15 protein-coding genes, 1 rRNA gene and 1 riboswitch are annotated in these 19,621 nt (G+C 57.7%); of the genes, 15 read left to right on the forward strand and 1 reads right to left on the reverse strand.

Going from position 1 to position 19,621, the window contains the following annotated elements; genetic code table 11:
* Window positions 1–177: 177 nt before the first annotated feature.
* Window positions 178–1,074 (reverse strand): hydroxyethylthiazole kinase, encoded by an 897-nt coding sequence (thiM, locus tag JS530_RS04590; RefSeq protein ID WP_214376006.1) that lies wholly within the window; start codon window positions 1,072–1,074, stop codon window positions 178–180.
* Window positions 1,066–1,173, reverse strand: a riboswitch (TPP riboswitch). Its footprint overlaps the gene before it by 9 nt.
* A 171-nt stretch (window positions 1,174–1,344) precedes the next feature.
* Here thiM and JS530_RS04595 point away from each other — a divergent pair.
* The 15 genes from JS530_RS04595 to JS530_RS04665 all read left to right on the forward strand — a co-directional run.
* A complete protein-coding gene (locus JS530_RS04595) occupies window positions 1,345–2,772 on the forward strand; it encodes a C1 family peptidase (protein ID WP_214376007.1) in 1,428 nt (475 codons plus the stop codon).
* Between the two features lie 117 nt (window positions 2,773–2,889).
* Window positions 2,890–4,362: a glycine--tRNA ligase gene (locus JS530_RS04600; RefSeq protein ID WP_214376008.1), complete on the forward strand. Its 1,473-nt coding sequence runs from the start codon at window positions 2,890–2,892 to the stop codon at window positions 4,360–4,362.
* 50 nt (window positions 4,363–4,412) lie between these two features.
* A complete protein-coding gene (gene dusB / locus JS530_RS04605) occupies window positions 4,413–5,684 on the forward strand; it encodes a tRNA dihydrouridine synthase DusB (RefSeq protein WP_214376009.1) in 1,272 nt (423 codons plus the stop codon).
* Between the two features lie 101 nt (window positions 5,685–5,785).
* Complete coding sequence (ftsZ, locus tag JS530_RS04610; RefSeq protein ID WP_214376010.1) at window positions 5,786–7,024, forward strand: cell division protein FtsZ; 1,239 nt, start codon at window positions 5,786–5,788, stop codon at window positions 7,022–7,024.
* 12 nt (window positions 7,025–7,036) lie between these two features.
* Complete coding sequence (locus JS530_RS04615; RefSeq protein ID WP_214376011.1) at window positions 7,037–7,528, forward strand: cell division protein SepF; 492 nt, start codon at window positions 7,037–7,039, stop codon at window positions 7,526–7,528.
* A 188-nt stretch (window positions 7,529–7,716) separates the two neighbouring features.
* Window positions 7,717–8,019, forward strand: coding sequence for a YggT family protein (locus tag JS530_RS04620; RefSeq protein WP_214376012.1), 303 nt, complete (start codon window positions 7,717–7,719; stop codon window positions 8,017–8,019).
* 159 nt (window positions 8,020–8,178) lie between these two features.
* Window positions 8,179–9,456: a DivIVA domain-containing protein gene (locus tag JS530_RS04625; protein WP_214376013.1), complete on the forward strand. Its 1,278-nt coding sequence runs from the start codon at window positions 8,179–8,181 to the stop codon at window positions 9,454–9,456.
* Window positions 9,457–9,476: 20 nt separating this feature from the next.
* Window positions 9,477–10,037, forward strand: a complete 561-nt coding sequence (locus tag JS530_RS04630) for a signal peptidase II (protein WP_214376014.1) — start codon at window positions 9,477–9,479, stop codon at window positions 10,035–10,037.
* Window positions 10,037–10,993, forward strand: coding sequence for an RluA family pseudouridine synthase (locus tag JS530_RS04635; RefSeq protein WP_214376015.1), 957 nt, complete (start codon window positions 10,037–10,039; stop codon window positions 10,991–10,993). Before JS530_RS04630 ends, JS530_RS04635 begins: the two co-directional genes overlap by 1 nt.
* 283 nt (window positions 10,994–11,276) lie before the next feature.
* Complete coding sequence (gene dnaE / locus JS530_RS04640; protein ID WP_214376016.1) at window positions 11,277–14,831, forward strand: DNA polymerase III subunit alpha; 3,555 nt, start codon at window positions 11,277–11,279, stop codon at window positions 14,829–14,831.
* 188 nt (window positions 14,832–15,019) lie between these two features.
* On the forward strand, window positions 15,020–15,379 hold the full coding sequence (locus tag JS530_RS04645; protein ID WP_342590055.1) for a DUF4186 domain-containing protein: 360 nt from the start codon (window positions 15,020–15,022) through the stop codon (window positions 15,377–15,379).
* A gap of 82 nt (window positions 15,380–15,461) precedes the next feature.
* Window positions 15,462–16,343, forward strand: coding sequence for an aldo/keto reductase (locus JS530_RS04650; RefSeq protein WP_214376018.1), 882 nt, complete (start codon window positions 15,462–15,464; stop codon window positions 16,341–16,343).
* A 149-nt stretch (window positions 16,344–16,492) separates the two neighbouring features.
* The gene (locus JS530_RS04655; RefSeq protein ID WP_214376019.1) at window positions 16,493–18,370 is read left to right on the forward strand and encodes an oleate hydratase; all 1,878 of its coding nucleotides are present in this window, start codon (window positions 16,493–16,495) and stop codon (window positions 18,368–18,370) included.
* Window positions 18,371–18,530: 160 nt separating this feature from the next.
* Window positions 18,531–19,031, forward strand: coding sequence for a GNAT family N-acetyltransferase (locus tag JS530_RS04660; protein WP_214376020.1), 501 nt, complete (start codon window positions 18,531–18,533; stop codon window positions 19,029–19,031).
* 466 nt (window positions 19,032–19,497) lie between these two features.
* Window positions 19,498–19,621 (forward strand): 16S ribosomal RNA (locus tag JS530_RS04665); the annotation flags it as partial.

Below are 19,621 nucleotides of genomic sequence, written 5' to 3' on the forward strand. Positions count from 1 at the left end.
TCCTTTGGTTGTTATTGAGGAAGTCTGGAAATGGGTTTGGATGGTGTGGGCGAGGAATCCGGAGATTCTGTCGGCCAACACGAATGTGCCGTGTAATTATTGGCTCCCGCTGATGAGGGAGAGATCTCAAACAAATGCAGCCTTCAGTCCGCGTTAAGGAGCGCTAAGAGGCACCGGCTACTGCGTCACAATGTCGCTGCCGGCCACCTGCTCGGCCGTCACATTCCACAGCGCGTCAAGGAACGCCACTTGGAAAGAACCCGGCCCCTTGGCTTCGGCTTCGGCCACTTCGGCAGCACGGTCATACAGCAGTGAGGCAGCCAGCGCTGCCACCAGCGGTTCGGCAACGGCGAGGTACGTAGCGGTCACGCCGCCGAGCGAGCAGCCTGCACCGGTGATTTTGGCCATCAATGCGCTGCCGCCGGGCAGTCGATATACATGTTCGCCATCGGTCACCAAATCGACCTTGCCGGACACGGCAACTGCGGCCTGCTGATTTGGCGCCGAAGCAGCGAGGAACTGAGCCAGCTGCTTCGCCGGCTCCACGGCAGCATCCACTTCATCCACGGATTCCACGCCGACCGGGCGGCTCGCGTTATCCGCATCAAGCAGTCCCCACATGTTGGCCAGGGCGATGACTTCGGAGGCGTTGGCGCGAATCACCGTTGGGGGAGCGGCTTTGAAGGATTGCAGAATTGCGGTGCGGGTCTTGCCGATGCCGGCAGCCACAGGGTCGAGCACCCACAGTTTGCCGAGATAGTTCAGCCGTTGGGCGATGGCTGGCAACGCATCCTTGTAGAACGGCAGCAGCGTACCCACGTTGATGTAATTTGCGCCGGCGATTTTCGCGGTTTCGATCACGTCATCCGGCAGAAAACTCATGGCTGCAGTGCCGCCGGCGGCGAGCTGAGCGTTGGCCACAAGATTGATGGTGACGAAATTGGTGAACGACTGCGCCAGCGGCGTCTTTTCTTTAACGTCACGCACCGCTTGCGCTATGGCTTCGCGCAAAGGCTCCAAATCGTCTGATGGATGGGTGGTTGCACAACAATGTACGTGCGAATCGTCGCTCATATCACTGCTCCCTACGATGGTCTTAACCAACAGGTTCTAAGGGTCAGGCTTTACGCCAGTCTCAACCCGCCGTTGACGCGGGTTCCCCTGCATTACACGCTTGACGCTATGCGCCGATACGGACAATTTCTTTACAAATTCGAACAGAATCGTTGATTTTTATACGATTGCTCTGGCGCGTCGCCCATGCACGTGGTATTAAGGCGCCTTCTGCTGTGGCACAAGTGTAGGATGAAGCTCGTTTGTGTGAATTCCCAATGCACGGGAGGAATGATGTCCAATCAGTCTGCTGTCGATCTCAATCAGCTCAAGGAATACTCGCGCGCCTTCAATGACGATCGAGCCAATCTGGTGGCTGCCAATGCCGCAGTCTCCAACGGTGTGCTTGCCGCAGCCACCGATTACCAGGGTCTGCGCAATCTGCCTCGTGACTTCTCCATCGAACTGAAGCAGGGGTCCATCACCAACCAGGAGCGCTCAGGCCGCTGCTGGATGTTCGCCTCGCTCAACACGCTGCGCTATGAACTGATGCATCACTGGAATCTTGAGGATTTCGAATTCTCGGAAACTTATCTGTTCTTCTGGGATGCCATCGAGAAGTCCAACACCTATCTTGAGCATGTGTTGGAAACGTTGGATGAACCCACTGACTCACGTATCTTCGAAATCATCAACGATGGCCCTTCCGATGATGGCGGCTGGTGGCAGATGTTCGCCGCTTTGGTCAATAAATATGGTCTGGTGCCGAAGTCCGCTTACCCGGAGTCCGCCAATTCGCGTGACTCGGATGCTTTTAAGCAGTACCTCAACACCAAACTGCGTGAATTTGCCGCCGAACTGCGCCGCCGCCATACCGCCGGCGAATCGGTGGAGACGCTGCGCGAGGTCAAGCGTGAGGACATGGCTACGGTGTACCGCATCTGCGCCATCGCATTGGGAGAGCCGCCGGCAACATTCGATTTCCTGGCGCGAGTCAAGGATGACGACGATGACAAGGACGGCGACAAGTCAGATAAGAACGAGAAGTCCGAACAGCCGAAGCCGGAATCCGGCAAGGACGAGCGCAAGCAGATTCGCGAAACCGGCATTACGCCGCTCGAGTTCTACAAGAAGTACGTGCCGGTGGATGTGAACGATTTCGTCACCATTTCCAATGCTCCGATGGCGCGCACGCCGTTTGGCAAGCGCTACCGCATTCGCTACACGGCGAATGTGATTGAAGCCGGCGATATGGAATTCGTTAACGTGCCGCTGGATGTGTTCAAGAAGGCCGCAGTCGATCAAATCGCAGCCGGCCACCCGATCTGGTTCGCCTGCGATTGCATGCAGTTCGCACTGCGAGGCGAAGGCGTCTTCGATCGCGGTACCGTGCGCGTCGATCAGCTGTTTGGCACCGAATTCACCTTTGATAAGGCAGACGGCCTTGAATATGGTGACCGCCCGAGCAATCACGCCATGACGCTCACCGGTGTGAACCTGGATGAGAACGGTAAGCCGAACCGTTGGAAGATTGAAAACAGCTGGGGTAAGGATAACGGCAAGGATGGCTACTATGTGGCCTCCGACGCTTGGTTCGACCAGTTCGTGACCGAACTCATCATCCGCAAGGACATGCTTGACGAGTCAACACTGGCCATCGCCCAGTCCGAGCCGGTCGAGCTTGAACCATGGGAGCCGCTGACGCGCCCTTGCCGCTGAGGTTCGATACTCCCCGGATGCTCCATACCTATCGCATATATGGGGATGTAGGGGAGTGCCGCTATTCTGAAGCGGTTGTAAGTAAATCCCCAAACCGTTCAAACCAGAAGGTGCATTGTGGCTCAATCAAAACTCGATGAAGTCGTTTCCCTTGCTAAGCGTCGCGGCTTCGTGTTCCCGGCCGGCGAAATCTACGGCGGCACTCGTTCCGCATGGGATTACGGTCCCCTCGGCGTTGCTCTGAAAGACAACATCAAGCGTGAATGGTGGCGTTCCATGGTCGTCACCCGTCCCGACGTGGTCGGCGTGGATACGTCCATCATCCTGCCTCCCGAGGTGTGGGTGGCTTCCGGTCACGTGAGCGTGTTCAACGATCCGCTCGTCGAGTGCCTGAACTGCCACAAGCGCAACCGTGCCGATAAGCTTGAGGAGTCCTACGCCGAAAAGCACGGCGACAAGATGCCGGAGAACGGCATGAAGGACATCGTCTGCCCGAACTGCGGCACCCGTGGCGAGTGGACCGAACCGCGCGACTTCAACATGATGCTGCGTACGCATCTCGGCCCGGTCGAAGACGAGAACAGCCTGCACTACCTGCGTCCTGAAACCGCTCAGGGCATTTTCGTGGACTTCAAGAACGTCATGACCTCCTCCCGTTCCAAGCCGCCGTTCGGTATTGCGAACATGGGTAAGTCCTTCCGTAACGAAATCACCCCGGGCAACTTCATCTTCCGTACCCGTGAGTTCGAGCAGATGGAGATGGAATTCTTCGTCAAGCCGGGCACCGATGAGGAATGGCACCAGTACTGGATTGATGCTCGTACCCAGTGGTATCTCGACCTTGGTGTCAAGCCGGAGAACCTGCGCCACTACGAGCATCCGAAGGAGAAGCTGGCCCACTACTCCAAGCGCACCGTGGACATCGAATACAAGTTCGGTTTCCAGGGTTCCGATTGGGGCGAGCTCGAAGGCATCGCCAACCGTACTGACTTCGACCTGTCCGCTCACGCCAAGCACTCCGGTGAGGATTTGAGCTACTTCAATCAGGCCACTGGCGAGAAGTACGTGCCGTACGTCATCGAGCCTGCTGCAGGCCTGACCCGCTCCCTCATGTGCTTCCTCGTGGATGCCTACGACGTGGACGAGGCCCCGAACACCAAGGGTGGCGTCGACAAGCGCACCGTGCTGCGTCTTGACCCGCGTCTGGCTCCGATTAAGGCTGCGGTGCTGCCGCTGTCCAAGAAGCCGGAGCTGCAGGAAGTGGCCCACAACCTGGCCGCCGACCTGCGCTTCAACGAGTGGATGATCGACTACGACGAGTCCGGCGCCATCGGCCGCCGCTACCGTCGTCAGGATGAGATCGGCACCCCGCTGTGCATCACCGTGGACTTCGACACCCTCGAAGATCATGCCGTGACCATCCGCGAGCGTGACACGATGACCCAGGAGCGCGTCGCCCTCGACAAGGTGGCTGATTATGTCGCCGCCCGCATCAGCGAAAAGCGCACCCGCGTACCGCTCAAGCCGGTTGAAATGGGCGGTGAGCCCTGGCCGGCCTCCGGTATCCAGGAAGCCGGCGGCCTGTACTGATCGTCAGGCACCTCGTCAGGTACAGAAGATATCGATTCTGGCTCCCCTCCATGAGGGGAGCCAAACTATGGTGGAGCAACGTGACAGAAACCCCCGAAACCGTGATTGCCGCACCGCACGAGACCGATAACCTCGACCCGCGCACGGACGCGCCGGCCCATACGGTCGAACCGGTGCATATCGCCCCCGTTAAACTCGGCAACATCACCGTGCCCACGCCAGTAGTGCTCTCGCCCATGGCAGGAGTGACCAACTGGCCGTTCCGTGTGATCTGCGAGGAATACGGGCCGGACGGCCTCTACGTGGCGGAGATGATCACCGCCCGAGCTCTGGTGGCCCGCAATCCCAAAGCGTTGCGTTTGTGCCATTTTGCACCCAGCGAGAAGATCCGTTCGCTGCAGCTCTACGGCGTCAACCCATCCATTACCGAGCAGGCTGCCAAAATCGTGGTGGATGAAGGCATGGCCGATCATGTGGATTTGAATTTCGGATGCCCGGTGCCCAAGGTCACCCGTCGCGGAGGCGGCTCGGCCTTGCCGTGGAAGACGGACATCTTCAGCGACCTGATTGCTCGCGTGGTCGCCGTATGCGAGCCGGCGGGCATTCCGGTAACCGCCAAGATTCGCGTCGGCATTGACCATGAGCACGAGACCTTCTTGGAAGCCGGCCATATCGCTCAGGAGGAGGGCTGCAAGGCCGTAACCCTGCATGCCCGTACCACTGCCGAGTATTACGGCGGCCATTCCGATTGGTCGCGTATCGGCGAACTGAAGGAACATCTCGACATTCCGGTATTCGGCAATGGCGATATCTGGGGTGCCGAAGATGCCTTGGCCATGGTGCAGCAAACCGGCTGCGATGGTGTGGCCATCGGCCGTGGATGCCAGGGGCGTCCATGGTTGTTCGCCAACATCAAGAACGCGTTTGCCGGAAATCCGGAACGTCTGAATCCGAATCTCGGCGAAGTGTGCACGGTCATTCGCCGCCATGCGGAGCTGCTCACCCAGTTCTATGAGGGCGATGAGATGATGGCCGTTCATGATCTGCGCAAACATATCGCCTGGTACTTAAAGGGTTTCCCTGTGGGCGGATCCACAAGAAAAGCCTTTATGGAATGCGAGAGTCTGGCCGATGTCGATCGTGAGATTGGCCGCCTTGATCCAACCGTCGAATACCCTGAACGAATCATCGACAAACCACGTGGCCGTGTGCGTTTCGCCAAGAAGGTTCATCTGCCCTATGGATGGCTTGAATCGCGCACAACATCGCATGAAGAACGCGAAGCGCTCTTCGGAGATGACCCGATGGACGCCAGTTATTAAAAAATATTGCACAACACGCACTATTCCATGTGCGAATTGACTCCAAGAGTAGCCCAGTTGCGCTACTCTTGGGTGTAACCGTGAAGTGACAGGAGCCAAACGTGAGCGAGATCGCCCAGACTGAGTTCAACGACAAGACCAACATCAAGGTCGTCGGCGTAGGCGGAGCCGGCGGCAATGCCGTTAACCGTATGATCGCCGAAGGATTGCAGAACGTTGAATTCGTGGCGGTGAATACCGATGCCAAGGATTTGTTGCGTTCCGACGCTGACGTCAAGATCTCGCTGTCGGATAAAACCAGTCGAGGTCTTGGCGCCGGCGCTGACCCCGAGCGTGGAGCCAAAGCCGCCCAGGATCACCAGTCGGATATCGAAGAGTCCCTGAAGGGCGCCGACATGGTGTTCGTTACCTGTGGTGAAGGCGGTGGTACCGGTACCGGTGCCAGCCCGATCGTGGCACGTGCCGCTCACCAGCAGGGCGCGCTGACCATCGCCGTGGTGACTCGTCCGTTCAGCTTCGAAGGTCCGCAGCGTTCCGCATCCGCAGACTACGGCATCGAGAACCTTCGTAAGGAAGTCGATGCGCTGATCGTCATCCCGAATGACCGACTGCTGGAGCTCTCCGATCGTTCCATCGGCATCATTGAAGCGTTCAAGACCGCTGATACCGCACTGCTGGCAGGCGTGCAGGGCATCACCGATCTGATTTCCATGAACTCGTACATTCACGTGGACTTCTCCGACGTGAACTCCATCCTGCGTGGAGCCGGCACCGCACTGTTCGGCATCGGTTCCGCACGGGGCGAGGATCGCGCCACCCAGGCCGCTGAAATCGCTATCAGCTCGCCGCTGCTGGAGGAGAGCATCGAGGGTGCCCACGGTGCACTGATCAACATCGCCGGCCCGACCGACCTGAAGCTGCAGGAAGCTTCGGCGGCGACCGAACTGGTGCGCAAGGCCATCCATCCGGAAGCCCAGATCATTTGGGGTCTTGCACTGGACGACGCCTACGGCGACGAAGTGCGCGTGACCGTTATCGCTGCTGGCTTTGACCACGTATCCTCTCAGGATGCCGATGACGCCAGCGTAGTGACCCCGGTTGTTCCCGCGCAAAGCGCCAAGCCGCAGACCGCTCCGGCCGCTCCGGTGCAGTCTGTCCCTGTACAGTCCGCTCCCGTGCAGCCTGCCGCTCCGGTGACACCTGCCACCACGCAGCCGGCATTCACGCCGGGCACTGGCGATTCCGCTTCGCTGCCGTTCGACGATTCGACCTCCGAACATCCGACCATTGCTTTGAACGACCCCGCGGGCGATCTCGACATCCCCGATTTCCTGCGCTGAAAGGATTGAACCATGGCTGGGTTCATGAAGAACGCGATGTCCTATCTGGGCATGAGTGATGTGGCTGATGACGACGATGATTTTGTCGAGGAGGAGGAAGAGCCGCAAAAGCCGCAACCGAAGTCCTCATTCGACTCCGATCACACGGTGACCCCGATGGCGCAGACCAGCACCACCACACCGGCACCGGCGTCCAAGACCACACCGTTCCAAGCCAGCAGCCGCGTGAACCGTATCACCACGATTCACCCCAAGTCCTATGAGGATGCACAGCTGGTTGGACGAGCCTTGCGCGACGGTGTGCCGGTGGTGTTGAACCTGACCGGAGTCTCAGAAGCCGTGGCGTATCGCATTGTGGACTTCTCCGCGGGCGTGGTATTCGGCGTTCGCGGTTCGCTTGAGCGAGTCACCCCGCGTGTGTTCCTGCTGAGCCCAGCACAGGTGAACATCAAGGTTGAGGAACCCACCAGCGCTGCCTCCGCCCGCGATCTGTTCTCCGACTGAGCCGCTGACACTCCTGAAGTGCGCTAGGACACAGCTAAGACACAGATACAGACCAAATACAGACCAAATACAGACCAAATACAGACAGAGACACATTGGCCGATTTCCTTTAGGGAGTCGGCCAATTGTCATTCAACTGTCATTGAGCTTCCAGTAAACTGTTCACTACTCATTGTTAGGCTTGCTCCATGCTGTCCTTTATTGTTGCGCTGATCGGCCGTATTCTTGCATGGCTGATTAACGCGTATATCACTGTGTTGTTTATCCGTATGATCCTTGACTGGGTGTCCTTGTTGGCACGCAACTGGTATCCGCGCGGTTTCATTGCCCAGCTGATCGATCTCGTGTATTCGGTCACCGAGCCTCCGCTCAGGTGGTTGCGCCAGTATATTCGCCCTCTGCCACTCGGAGGCATCAGTTTGGACGTGAGTTTCCTGGTGCTGTATTTCGCGTTGGTAGCATTGGAAAGTCTGATTTACGTAGTCTTCTAAATTGAGTGAGACCATAATTCACCATTTTTTATGCCGCTTACGGCATGTCGCGCCTTGAAAATCGGCACAAAACCATCATGAAACGATGGGGTCGTGATAAAGTCAATACTTGATACCAACGTAAGCGAGGGCAAAGCCCCAAAGCGAGGTGCAATATTTATGGCTCTGTTGACGCCGAAGGATATTAGGGAGCACACCTTCCAAACCGTGCGATTCAAGGAAGGCTACGATGTCGACGAGGTTGACGACTTCCTCGATCAGGTCACGGAGACCGTAGAGGCTCTGGGCCGTCAGGCAGTGGCCGGCGGTCAGGCAACGCAGGCTCTGGGTCCCGATGTGACCAACCTGAATGCCAAGATTTCTGAGTTGACCGGTCAGGTGCAGCAGCTTCAGGCTGAGAACAATGAGCTGAAGAACGCTGCCGCCCAGAACCAGCAGGCATCCGCCGCTGGCGACCAGGCTGCTCAGGTGGCTCAGGCCAAGCTCAGCGAAGCCGAGGAATCTAACCGTGCGCTTGCCGCACAGAATGATCAGCTGAAGGGACAGGTTGATCAGCTCAACGCTCAGATCGATCAGCTGACCGCTCAGGCTGCTCAGGCTTCCGGCAACCAGGAGGCCGTTGGCCAGCAGATTGCCGCCATCCAGAAGGAGCGCGATCAGTTCCGTGCAGCCAACGAAGAGCTTTCCCGTCAGCTTGCCGCAGCCCAGAAGCAGGGTGCCGTGGCACAGCAGCAGGCCGCTCAGCTGCAGGATCTCGCTCGTCAGCTCGAAGAAGCCAAGCAGCGCGAAAACCAGCTTCGTGCCCAGGTCGCCAAGGTCGAGCCGAACACGGAAACCGGTTCCCTGCAGAAGATTGCAGGCGCCGCTTCCATGCCGGGCAGCGAACCTGAGCGCGCCACCGCCATGCTGACCCTGGCTATGCAGCTGCACGATCAGTACGTTGAGAAGGGCAAGACCAAGGCCAAGGAAATCACCGAGGCAAGCCAGGCCAAGTACAACGATCTGGTCACCAAGGCAAACACCTATTCCGACCGCACTCGTTCCGAGGCTGACGCCTACCGTGATCGCGTGCACTCCGATGCCGACGTCTACTCCAAGAACACCCGTTCCGACGCGGACGCCTACTCCGAGAAGACTCGTTCCGATGCCGACAACTACTCCAAGACCCAGCACGCTGATGCTGATGAGTACGAGGCAGAAGTGCAGCGTCGTGCAGCGGAATACGACAAGCAGACTCGTTCCGCCGCCGATACCTACGCACAGCAGGTGCGCGATAACCTGCAGAACCAGTCCAAGGTCATCGAAGGCAACATCCAGAGCCTCAAGCAGTTCGAGACCGAGTACCGTGCACGCCTGACCGACTTCCTCGGCCAGCTCGCCGCACAGGTTTCCGAATCGAACAACTACGAAGACCAGACCTCGTCCAAGGCTAACTGAGCGTAGGTAGGTCAAGTCGTATGACGAACCAACAGGGACGGCTGCGCATTCGCGTGGCCGTCTTTGCATGTGTAGCTGCAGTGGCGCTGATCATCGACCAGTTCACCAAGTTCTGGGCGTTGTCGGCGCTTTCCGATGGGCAGACCATCCGTATTATCCCCGGTCTGCTCTCCCTCACACTGGTGCGTAACCCTGGTGCCTCGCTTGGCATGGGTTCCGGTGCCACATGGGTGATTAGCCTGCTCGCTATTGTTGCCTGCTGTGCGCTGCTGTATGGCGGCATCCGCACGATTTCCACCAAGTGGACTACCGTGCTCGCGCTTGCTTTTGCCGGCGCGTTCGGCAACCTCATCGACCGTGTTATCTATGCCGATGGTTTCCTCAACGGTAAGGTTGTGGACTTCCTGAACTACGGATGGTCCGTGGGCAATGTGGCAGACGTTTACCTTGTGGTAGCCGGTGTAATCATCGTGATACTGATTCTGCTGAACGAGCCGTTCTCTCAGAAGGATCTTGAGCGTGCGAACAATGCTGGTTCGGCAGACGAAACAGCAGACGGAACAAAGGTGGACGCTGAGTAATGAATCGCATGGTTCCTGCTCCTGATGCGCTCATCGGCAAACGATTCGATGTGGCCGTAGCGAAAATGCTCGGCATCTCCCGCTCCAAAGCCGCGGATCTGATTGATTCCGGTCAGGCGCGCGTGCTCGGCCGCGAGGTGGCTCGTTCGAGCACCTTGGCAGCGGGGGAGACCGTCGAATTTGATTTGGTCGAAGAGCACACGGAACCTGAACCCATCGCCAACGACATGGCAGTCGTCTATGAAGACGACGATGTTGTGGTGGTCGACAAACCGGTGGGCGTGGCGGCGCACGCTTCGGTCGGTTGGACAGGACCCACGGTGTTGGGCTCGCTGCGCGATCGCGGCGTACATATCACTGCGCTCGGTGCTGCGGGTCGCGAGGGTATCGTATCCCGTTTGGACGTGGGCACTTCCGGACTGATGCTCGTATGCAAATCCGACCTTGCGTATACCGAAATGCGACGCCAGTTCGCCGAGCATGAGGTGAAGAAAACCTACCATGCGTTGGTGCAGGGGTCGCTGAAGCAGAACAAGGCCACGATAGAGGCGCCGATTGGACGCGCCAAGGTTTCCGACTTCCGTTTTTGCGTGACCCCTGCCGGCAAACCTGCTGTAACGCATTGGGATGTGATGGAGCGTTTTGGCCATGAGGCTACGCTGGTTTCCGTGAACTTGGAGACCGGTCGAACCCATCAGATCCGTGTGCATTTCTCTTCGATTGGGCATCCATTGTGTGGCGACCCGATGTATGGGGCGAACCCGGTGCTTTCTGCGGCGCTTGGCTTGGAGCGTCAATGGTTGCATGCCATGAAACTCGAGTTTCGTCATCCGCGCACCCGTATGTGGACCACGGTTGAATCCCACTATCCGTCTGATTTGGCGCAGGCGCTCGATGTGATGCGCGCCCGCCATGCCGAGGATACTCGTAATACCGAGGACGCTCTTCTTTCCTGAGTGTTCCTGAGTCTCATTGCGCGGGTTGCGGGTCTCGTTGCGGATCATAACTGCCGCCCATAACTGCGGACCATAGCTGTAGTTCTGCAGGTTGTGCGGTGATTTTCCTGTGGCTTGTCCAGACTGACGGTTTTCTAACGTTGACTGACGGTTTTCTAACGAAAAACGTTGGAAAACCGTCAGTCAACGTTAGGAATCCTTCAGCCAGTGTTAGGAACCCAGCAGCCAGTAATGGTGCAGGGGACGAATCGTACTGAGTAGAGCGTGCGGTATGGTGGAACGCATGGCTGATATGGGGAACTTCGTACATCTGCACAACCACACGCACTATTCCTTGTTGGATGGTGCGTCGAAGATTCCAGTACTGGCAAAACGCGCCGCGGAACTGGGTATGCCGGCCATCGGCATCACCGATCACGGCAACATGCACGGCGCGTACGAGATGTACACCAACTGCGTCTCCAACGGCGTCAAGCCCATCATCGGCATTGAAGCCTATGTGACCCCGGAAACGGCACGTCAGGATAAGTCCCGCGTACACTGGGGCACCGAGGCCCAGCGCCGCGACGACGTGTCCGGCGGCGGTCTCATTACGCACATGACCATGTGGGCGGAAAACGACGAAGGCTTGGTGAACCTCATCAAGGCCTCCTCGGTGGCCAATCTTGAAGGCCGCGTGATGCGCTACCCGCGTATGGATAAAGAAGTGCTAGCCACCTACTCCAAGGGTGTGATTGCCTCGTCCGGTTGCCCCTCCGGCATTATCCAGACGCGACTGCGCTTGGGCCAGTTCGATGAGGCCATGCGCGCAGCCGGCGAATTCCAGGACATTTTCGGCCGGGATAACTTCTTTATTGAACTGATGGATCACGGGCTGTCCATCGAAACACAGGTGACCAAAGATCTGCTCACCATTGCGAAGAAACTCAACGCTCCGATTCTGGCAACGAATGATTCGCACTACGTCCATGCCGAGGATGCGGGCGCACAGGACGCGATGCTCTGCATCAATTCGGGTTCGCGCCTGGACGATCCGGACCGATTCAAATTCGACGGCACCGGGTACTACATCAAAACCGCCGAGGAGATGCGCACCCTGTTCAAGGAGCTTCCCGAGGCGTGCGACAACACGCTCAGAATCGCCGAACGCTGCAACGTGATGTTCGACGATCACGAAGACGGCGCGTTCATGCCGAAGTTCCCTTGCCCCGAGGGCTGGGATGAGACCTCCTTGTTCTTGAAGAAGGTCGAGGAAGGTCTGGAGAAGCGTTATGACGGCAATCCGCCGCTTGAAGTGCTGAAGCAGGCTGATTATGAGTGCGGCGTGATCTGCCAGATGCAGTTCTGCGGCTACTTCCTCGTGGTGGCCGATTACATCCAGTGGGCGAAGGACCACGGCATTATGGTGGGGCCGGGCCGTGGCTCGGCTGCAGGCGCCATGGTGGCCTACGCAATGGGCATCACCGAACTTGACCCGCTGAAGCATGGTCTGATTTTCGAGAGGTTCCTGAACCCCGAGCGTGTCTCCCTGCCGGATATCGATGTGGACTTCGACCCGGAGGGCCGCGGCCGCGTCATCGAATACTGCGGTGAAAAGTACGGCACCGACAAGGTCGCCCAGTGCGTGATCTATGGCACGATCAAGACCAAGCAAGCGCTGAAGGATTCCGCCCGCATCATGGGCTACGAGTTCTCGGTAGGCGAGAAGGTCACCAAGGCACTGCCGCCGGCGGCCACTGGCGGCAAGGACATCAGCCTGCACGACATTTTCGACCCCACGGCGAAGCGTTATGCGGAGGCCCGCGAGTTCCGCGAACTGTACGAATCCGATCCGGATGCCCGCCGCATCACGGAGGAGGCCAAGGGTATTGAAGGCCTGATTCGCCAGACCGGTGTGCACGCATGCGCCACCATCATGGGTAGTGCGCCGATCACCGATACGAGCCCGCTGCTGGAACGTACCGATGGCACGATCACCACCACGTTCGAATACCATACGTGTGAAACGCTGGGCCTCGTCAAGATGGATTTCCTTGGACTTTCCAACTTGACGGTGATCCACGACACCCTCAGAAACATCGAGGCGAACGGCAAACCGCCCATCGACTATACGAAGATTCCTCTGGACGACAAGCCCACCTACGAACTACTTTCACGCGGCGATACGCTTGGCGTGTTCCAGCTCGATTCCGACGGCATGCGTTCCCTGCTCAAAACGTTGAAGCCGGATAACTTCAACGATATTTCCGCATTGATCGCCCTGTACCGTCCGGGCCCAATGTCCATGGATTCGCACACCAATTACGCGAAGCGCAAGAACGGTTTGCAGAAAATCACGCCGATTCACCCCGAGCTTGAGGAACCGTTGAAGCAGGTGCTCGACGAGACCTACGGTCTGATCATCTACCAGGAGCAGGTGCAGTCCGCGGCACGTATTCTCGCCGGCTATTCGCTGGGCAAGGCAGACGTGCTGCGTCGAGCCATGGGTAAGAAGAAGCCTGAAGTGCTGGCCAAGGAGAAGGTGCCGTTCTTCGCCGGTATGAAGGAACACGGCTACTCCGAGGAAGCCGCGAACGCGGTGTGGGATATTCTGGTCCCGTTCTCCGGCTACGCGTTCAACAAGGCGCACTCCGCCGCCTACGGTCTGATTTCCTACTGGACCGCATACCTTAAGACCCATTACCCGGTTGAGTTCATGGCCGCTTTGCTGCAGGGCGCTGCCACGAACAAAGATAAAACCGCTTTGTACCTTGGCGAAGCGCGCCGCATGGGCATCCAGGTGCTCTCCCCGGATGTGAACGAATCGGTGTATGAATACTCCGCAGTCGGCGACGTGGTGCGTTTCGGCTTGGGCGCCATCCGCAACGTTGGCGACAAGGCCGTGGCGGACATTATCGCCGAACGCGAGGGACCACGCGGCAAGTTCGTGAACTTCATGGACTTCATTCGCCGCGTGCCGCTGACCGCACTGAACCGCAGACTGGTGGAATCCCTGATCAAGGCCGGTGCGTTCGACTCCATCGACCCGAACCGTCGCGCCCTATTCACCGTGCACGAGGCTGCCATCGATTCGGTGGTGAGCCTGAAACGCAAGCAGGCCGAAGGCCAGTTCGATCTGTTCTCCGATGACGAGGACGGGGGAGCCGAGGCCATGGGCGACGCGTCCGTTACCGTGCCGGATGTTGAGGAATGGGATAAGAAAACCAAACTCAACTTCGAGCGCGAAATGCTGGGCCTGTATGTGTCCGATCATCCGCTTTCCGGCATGCAGTCTGTGTTGGCGAGCCTGAGGGAGATGTCGATTGCGCATCTGATCGACCGCGCCAAGACCATGCCGGAAGGCCAGCAGGTCACGCTCGCCGGCTTGGTGACCGGTGTGGATCGCCGCGTTTCCAAGAAGGGCAATCCTTGGGCCATCGTGACCATCGAAGATATGGAAAGCTCCATCCAATGCATGTTCTTCGGCAAAGTCTACGAAGCTGCCGCGGCCGAGCTCGCCGTGGATGCTGTGGTGCAGATTCGCGGACAGGTGGAGCTGCGCGACGAAACCGTATCCCTCAGAGCCACCGAAATGCAGGTGCCATCGCTGGAGGCGGAGGATGAACGCCCGCTGGTCATTACGCTGCCCACGGTGGCACTTGAACGTGACCGTATGGCTCGCTTGGGCGAAGTACTCGCCAATCATCCCGGATACAGCGAAGTGCATCTCGCGGTGATGGATGAGAAAGGCAATGCTCAAGTGCTGACGTTTGGCGACCGATTCCGCGTGAAGCGTGATACGTCGCTCTTCGCCGAAATCAAAATCCTTTTCGGCCCCAGCTGCCTACCCGCCGCCTAACACCCCATTTGGCTCCCCTCTGTGAGGGGAGCTGCCGGCGAAGCTGTCCGCAAAGCTGATTAAGAGAGCCATAAGAAGGACTACCATACCGAACTGTGGCCAACGCAGAAGACGAAGAGACTGATCGATTCGAGCGGCACGAACAAGCCGAGCAGAACAAACAAACTGAACAAACCGAACAACGCTGGATAGCGGCAACATTGGAGCGGCTATCCCACTCGCAATTTCGAACCAAGTTCGTGCTCTCGGATAAGGATCGCGCGTATGCTCGCACCAAAGGCAAGGCGGTCATCAACCGGCATGCCCATGAGATGCTGCACGATCGCGTCGGTGCCGCCGAGCCCAAGAACGATGGCAAACAAACGCCGTGGCGCGGTCACCCGGTATTCACTGCGCAGCATGCCACGGCAACCTGCTGCCGCGGCTGCATCGAAAAGTGGCATCATATTCCGCGCGGGCGTGCGCTTACCGAAGAAGAGACTGATCGGCTTGCAAATCTGGTCATGGCCTGGATCGAACGTGATTTGATTCACCATCCGGCGCGTTAATCGAGAGAAACCTCGTATGTGCTGCTGCAACGAACCTACAATGGGCGAGGAAATCGAATCGTCCTGAAAGGGAGCGGTACTTATGAGCGAACAGCTTGAATCACCATCGATTACATTGCACGACAACGCCAAGTCGGTTATTCCGCAGATTGGATTCGGTACTTTCCAGATCCCGCCCGAGGACACGCAGCGCGCGGTCGAGGAAGCTTTGGAAATCGGCTATCGTCACATCGATACCGCAGCCGCCTACTATAACGAAGCGCAGGTGGGCGATGCGCTTGAAGCCACTGGTATGGCCGGCAAAGTGTGGGTGACTACCAAACTGCGCAATTGCGATCAGGGCTATGATTCGGCAATGGTGGCGTTCGAGGAGTCCCGCAAGAAGCTGAAGGTCGATGTCATCGACATGTATCTGATTCACTGGCCATTCCCAGCCGCCGGTTTCTATAAGGAAACCTGGCGCGCGCTGCTGAAGCTTCGCGATGAGGGTGCGATTCGCGTGCCGGCAGTCAGCAATTTCCTGCCTGAGCATCTGCGCGCGATTATCGATGATTCCGGTGAAGCTCCGGCGGTCAATCAGATCGAAGTGCATCCGCGCTTCAGCCAGCCGGGCAATCTGAAGTTCTGCGCTGAGCATGGCATTGTGGCCGAAGCATACAGTCCGCTGGGCCATGGCAAGGATATTGAATCCGCGCCGGTGGTCGCCGCGGCGCAGGCGCATGGTGTGACTCCTGCCGAAGTGGTGCTGCGTTGGCATACGCAGGAGGGTCGCATCATCATTCCGAAGTCGAAGCATGTGGAGCGTATGCGCCAGAACTTGGCCAGTGCAAGCTTTGATTTGACGCCCGCCGAACTGGCCGCCATCGATGCGTTGGATGATCCGCATGGCAATGTGAGCTCCGATCCGGCAACGTTCACGCATTCCCAATCGTGGGCGGATCAGCACGTGCGCGGCAATATCTGACTGCGTATCTGACGGTATATCCGACTGCCGCGTACGCGGTAACCCCACACAACGCCGAAGTCTGCCTATGGCAAAGCGGCGAATAATGCGACAAGATGTCTGTCAAAGGGTTGACGCAATGTCAACATTCTCTCCAAAGGAGGAGTGCTATGTACTATTCCAACGGTAACTATGAAGCCTTCGCTCGCCCAAAGAAGACGACCGGAGTCGATCATAAGAACGCCTACATTATTGGCACCGGTCTCGCCGCGCTGTCCGCGGCCTGCTACCTTGTGCGCGACGGCCAGATGCCGGGCGACCACATTCATATCCTCGAAAAGGATCCGGTACCGGGCGGCGCCTGCGATGGCGCGGACATTCCCGGCCTCGGCTATGTGATGCGAGGCGGACGCGAAATGGACAATCATTTCGAAGTCATGTGGGACCTGTTCCGCTCGATTCCCTCGATTGAAACCGAGGGCGTGAGCGTGCTCGACGAATACTATTGGCTCAACAAGGAAGACCCGAACTATTCCCTGTGCCGCGCCACCAAGGATTTGGGCAAAGATGCAGGTTTCCAAGGCAAATTCGGTTTGAGCGACAAGGCTTCACAGGAGATTATGAAGCTGTTCTTCACCCCGGATGAAGAGCTCTACGACAAGCCCATCACCGACTTCTTCGACGATGAGGTACTGAACTCCAACTTCTGGCTGTACTGGCGCACGATGTTCGCCTTCGAAAACTGGCATTCCGCACTGGAAATGAAGCTGTACATCAAGCGCTACATCCACCACATCGGCGGTCTGCCTGATTTCTCGGCGCTGCGCTTCACCCGCTACAACCAGTACGAGTCGATGATTCTGCCGATGGTCAAGTATCTGGAAAGCCACGGCGTGCAATTCCAGTACAACACCAAGGTGGAGAACGTGGAATTCGCCATCGGCGGTGGCGACGGGCCCAAGCGCGAACATACTGGCGTCGGACAGGATACGATCCTGAAGATTCAGGCCACTTCCGGTGTCTTCAAGCGCAATCCGTACAACTCGCCCACTAAGAAGCTCGCGGTGCGCTTGGATATCGATCACGAGGGGGAGAAGTCCTCGATTGATTTGACCGCGGACGATCTGGTGTTCATCACCAATGGTGGCTGTGTGGAGAACTCCACCATGGGCTCCCAGAACTCGCCGGCCGCATGGAACCCGGATCTGAAGCCGGGCGGCGGTTGGGACATGTGGCGCAACATTGCCAAGCAGGATCCGAGCTTCGGTCATCCGGACAAGTTCTGCTCCGACCCGCAAGCCACCAAGTGGATGAGCGCCACCGTCACCACGCTTGACAAAGAGATTCCGCCGTACATTCAGAAGATCTGCAAGCGCGACCCATTCACCGGTCACGTGGTCACCGGCGGTATCGTGACCGTCACCGACTCCAATTGGCTGTTGAGCTGGACCCTGAACCGTCAGCAGCAGTTCCGCGACCAGCCCAAGGACCAGCTGTGCGTATGGGTCTATGGCCTGTTCCCAGACAAGCCCGGCAACTATGTGAAGAAGCCGATGACCGAATGCACCGGTGAGGAAATCTGCGAGGAATGGCTCTACCACATGGGCGTGCCGACCGACAAGATCGAAGCGCTCGCCAAGAACCATGCGAACACGGTTCCGGTGATGATGCCATACATCACGGCATTCTTCATGCCTCGTGCAGCCGGCGACCGCCCGGATGTAGTGCCGGATGGTGCTGTGAACTTCGCATTCCTCGGCCAGTTCGCCGAAACCCCGCGCGACACAATCTTCACCACCGAGTACTCGATGCGCACCGGTATGGAAGCGGTGTACACCCTGCTTGATGTGGATCGTGGCGTGCCTGAAGTGTGGGGCAGCGTCTACGACGTGCGCAACCTACTCAATGCCACCGTCAAGCTGCGTGATGGCAAACCGGTGACGGATATGAAGCTGAACTTCATAGAGAAGGCAGTGCTTGGCAAGGTACTGAAGAAGCTTGACGACACCGACATCGCCACCCTCTTGAAGGAATACCACGTCATCTGATTGCTTCCGCTCTCACGACTCCCTCTGATGGGACCGAGCTGTGAAGCAAACAGCCTGCTGGGCTGTTTGAAGGCGAGGGACCAATCGGCTCCCTCTGATGAGGGAGCTGTCAGCGTTAGCTGACTGAGGGAGAGACACAGATAAGAAAGGAAATCCGGATATGACTGCACTGCAAACCTGGACGATTCGGCACGCTACGCTCGCTGACCTCGATGCATTGGCTTTGATTGAAGCGCAATGCTTCCCGGCGGCTGAGGCGGCAAGCAGGGAGTCGATTCAGGCGCGGTTGCAGTCATATCCGGAATGTTTTTGGCTATTGACTGAGGGCAATCACATCGCCTCGTTTATTAATGGCTTCGCCACGAACCGTGCTGATCTGACCGACGACATGTATGACGATGCCACGCAGCACGATCCGCATGGCCAATGGCAGATGATTTTCGGCGTGGATACTGCGCCGCTCTATCAGCACCATGGGTATGCCAGCTTGCTCATGCAGCAGGTGATTGAGGATTCGCGTGCACGTGGGCGCCGTGGGTTGGTGCTGACCTGCAAGGATCGTCTGGTTGGTTTCTATGCACGATTCGGCTACCGGGATGAAGGCATTTCTGGTTCCACGCATGGCAATGTGGTCTGGCATCAAATGCGTCTGACTTTCTGAACATGGAGTGAATTAACGCGACACGCCGGTGTGGCGTTCAATGTTGGTCCTTATCGGCGTGGAAATACAGCGTATTGTGGTCTTTAAGGCGTGATTGTGCTGATTTTCGACACGCCGATGGAACGCCGGCGTTGCAACGTTTTCGGCGTATTCTCGTATGCCTGATTTGCGTTTGGTTTTGGGTTCGTGTAGGTTATTCATCTGTTGCCGCTCAGCGCGGCGGGCTTCCTTCCTGTGGTTGGTTGGCTGCCTGCTGGTGTGGTGGTGGTTTGAGAACTCAAGAGCGTGTTTGTACTACTTCTTTATAGTCAATGATTGCCAGCTTGTCTCGTGCCTGGCCTGTGTGGCCGGGTCCTTGGTTGGTTGAAACGGGACGAGGTTTTTGTGAGAGTGGTTCCTTCCTTAAGGAATCGTCTCGTCTTTTTCTTTTTTTGGAGTCATCTTTCGGTGCTCTTTCATGAAGTTTTTTGTGGAGGGTTCGATTCTGGCTCAGGATGAACGCTGGCGGCGTGCTTAACACATGCAAGTCGAACGGGATCCACCAGCTTGCTGGTGGTGAGAGTGGCGAACGGGTGAGTAATGCGTGACCG

The sequence above is a fragment of the Bifidobacterium colobi genome (genome assembly GCF_018555455.1).
Taxonomy (GTDB): Bacteria; Actinomycetota; Actinomycetes; order Actinomycetales; family Bifidobacteriaceae; genus Bifidobacterium; species Bifidobacterium colobi.

Bases quoted from the DNA above. Each gene is read 5' to 3' on its own strand.
- thiM (WP_214376006.1), bottom strand. From the start codon at position 1,074: ATGAGCGACGATTCGCACGTACATTGTTGTGCAACCACCCATCCATCA.
- JS530_RS04595 (WP_214376007.1), top strand. From the start codon at position 1,345: ATGATGTCCAATCAGTCTGCTGTCGATCTCAATCAGCTCAAGGAATAC.
- dusB (WP_214376009.1), top strand. From the start codon at position 4,413: ATGAGGGGAGCCAAACTATGGTGGAGCAACGTGACAGAAACCCCCGAA.
- JS530_RS04615 (WP_214376011.1), top strand. From the start codon at position 7,037: ATGGCTGGGTTCATGAAGAACGCGATGTCCTATCTGGGCATGAGTGAT.
- JS530_RS04620 (WP_214376012.1), top strand. From the start codon at position 7,717: ATGCTGTCCTTTATTGTTGCGCTGATCGGCCGTATTCTTGCATGGCTG.
- JS530_RS04625 (WP_214376013.1), top strand. From the start codon at position 8,179: ATGGCTCTGTTGACGCCGAAGGATATTAGGGAGCACACCTTCCAAACC.
- JS530_RS04630 (WP_214376014.1), top strand. From the start codon at position 9,477: ATGACGAACCAACAGGGACGGCTGCGCATTCGCGTGGCCGTCTTTGCA.
- JS530_RS04635 (WP_214376015.1), top strand. From the start codon at position 10,037: ATGAATCGCATGGTTCCTGCTCCTGATGCGCTCATCGGCAAACGATTC.
- dnaE (WP_214376016.1), top strand. From the start codon at position 11,277: ATGGCTGATATGGGGAACTTCGTACATCTGCACAACCACACGCACTAT.
- JS530_RS04650 (WP_214376018.1), top strand. From the start codon at position 15,462: ATGAGCGAACAGCTTGAATCACCATCGATTACATTGCACGACAACGCC.
- JS530_RS04655 (WP_214376019.1), top strand. From the start codon at position 16,493: ATGTACTATTCCAACGGTAACTATGAAGCCTTCGCTCGCCCAAAGAAG.
- JS530_RS04660 (WP_214376020.1), top strand. From the start codon at position 18,531: ATGACTGCACTGCAAACCTGGACGATTCGGCACGCTACGCTCGCTGAC.